Raw genomic sequence first — 2147 nt, forward strand, 5'->3', positions numbered from 1 at the left:
GCTAAGGCCTTTGTCGGAAACGAACCTTTCGTTGTCATGCTGGGTGATGATTTGATGGATATTACCAATGACAAGGCAGTACCGCTAACCAAGCAACTCATGGATGACTATGCAGCGACTCATGCCTCTACTATCGCTGTTATGAAGGTTCCACACAACGAAGTCTCTGCTTATGGAGTCATTGCTCCGCAAGGTGAGGGAGTCAATGGACTGTATAGCGTTGAAAAGTTTGTTGAAAAACCTGCACCAGAAGAAGCACCGAGTGACTTGGCCATTATCGGCCGCTATCTGCTGACACCAGAAATTTTTGAAATCCTAGAAAAACAAACTCCCGGCGCTGGCAATGAAATTCAACTGACTGATGCCATCGATACCCTCAACAAGACTCAGCGCGTTTTTGCCCGTGAATTTAAAGGCGACCGCTATGATGTTGGTGATAAGTTTGGCTTCATGAAAACTTCCATCGACTATGCTCTCAAGCATCCGCAAGTTAAAGATGATTTGAAGCAATACATTATCGATTTGGGAAAGAAATTAGACGGAGCAAAATCATCTGATAAGTAAAGAAATAGAGTTTAGAAATTGAACTGCACCCCAAAAGTTAGACACAAAATCTAACAATTGGGGTGTTTTCTTATTATGAAATTAACCTCCGAAGATAAACTGCATATCTACTTCAAGAAACAACTTGACAGTCCTGATAAAAAAAGAACTCAGGAATTAGATTCAAGCAATTTATGATGATTATAAAGGCAACTATGCTTCCCGTCGGATTTATTTAGAGCTTTGTAATCCTAGTTTCCTAGTCGATCACAAAAATGTTCAGTGTTTGATGATAATCACAGGGTTCTCTGCCCGCATTCATCACAAGCATGATTATTCTCCTACCGAAGCAAACTTGGTAAAAAGCTGACAACCTTATTCAGCGTCAATTTGAAGCTTCGAAACCCTATCCGAAGTGTTATACCATCTATCGAAAGGAAACTTTCCCTATCGCTAGATTTATCATGATTTTCTTAAAGGCAAAGGAATCACCCATCTATGTCATGAAAATAGAGTAAGCCTGAGATGTTCTATGCTTATGAAAAATCTTATCACTCACTTGATGACCTAGAGAAAGCTATTGAATTAGGTTGTTTACTACAGATCAAAAAAAATGAAAAGGACTGAGTCCTGTGCAGTACAGGATCCAATCCTTTCAATAATGATTTGTCCAACTTTTTGGAGTCAGGACACTTAGTAGCCTCTTTTTGTTTTTCTAACAATTACATGTACCATTAGGCTTTATGGTTTCTGCGTTTTTCTAAGTAAAAGACAAATCCAAGTGCGCTCAGAAGGACGCCTCCGATTACCCCTACCATGGACATCGTTTGACCAGTAGATGGCAATTTCCTGTCATTTTCCTTTTGCATCACTTTTGGAGCTGATTTGTAAACAACACCATAAGCAGAGAAATGATTAGTCGTGAAGGTGACTTTTGTTTTATCTGCATTGAGAGTAAACTGGTAGTTTTCTAGCTTGCCATCTTCTCCAATTGCAGCAATTGCTTCAACTTCTTTGTTTGGATCAACTGGAATCGTTACGACTGTTGAGCTGATTTGATGAACAGGTCCATTTTGATTAGATAACTGAATGTCATAAGCTTTATAGTCTTTCCCTTTCAGCGCTGCTACATCACTCAAAACACCAACTACTAAACTAAAACCACCTTGAGCAAAATCTGGATTTTGCAAGATGATACCTGTGGCAGGATCTATTAAAATGTATGAGTTAGTTGGAAGGACTGGGCGACCATTTGTCGTCGGTACAGTCGGTTTTGGTTGATTTTTGCTTGGTTCTGTACTTGGCTCTGTCGGTTTCGGCTCGTCCTTGCTTGGTTCTGTACTTGGTTCTGTCGGTTTCGGCTCGTCCTTGCTTGGCTCTGTACTTGGTTCTGTCGGTTTCGGTTCGTCCTTGCTTGGTTCTGTACTTGGCTCTGTCGGTTTCGGCTCGTCCTTGCTTGGTTCTGTACTTGGTTCTGTCGGTTTCGGTTCGTCCTTGCTTGGTTCTGTACTTGGTTCTGTCGGCTTCGGCTCGTCCTTGCTTGGTTCTGTACTTGGTTCTGTCGGCTTCGGCTCGTCCTTGCTTGGTTCTGTACTTGGTTCTGT

2 protein-coding genes are annotated in these 2147 nt (G+C 41.5%); one reads left to right on the forward strand and one right to left on the reverse strand.

Annotation, left to right across the window (positions count from 1 at the left end; genetic code table 11):
• Window positions 1-564: UTP--glucose-1-phosphate uridylyltransferase (locus STRDD04_RS10675; RefSeq protein WP_197460089.1), on the forward strand; the 564-nt coding region annotated here is incomplete at its 5' end.
• A 713-nt stretch (window positions 565-1277) separates the two neighbouring features.
• Here the strand turns inward: STRDD04_RS10675 and STRDD04_RS07840 are convergent.
• A partial coding sequence (locus STRDD04_RS07840) for an LPXTG cell wall anchor domain-containing protein (RefSeq protein WP_156469076.1) occupies window positions 1278-2147 on the reverse strand: 870 nt, incomplete at its 5' end.

Source organism: Streptococcus sp. DD04, assembly GCF_001578725.1.
GTDB classification, from domain to species: Bacteria; Bacillota; Bacilli; order Lactobacillales; family Streptococcaceae; genus Streptococcus; species Streptococcus sinensis.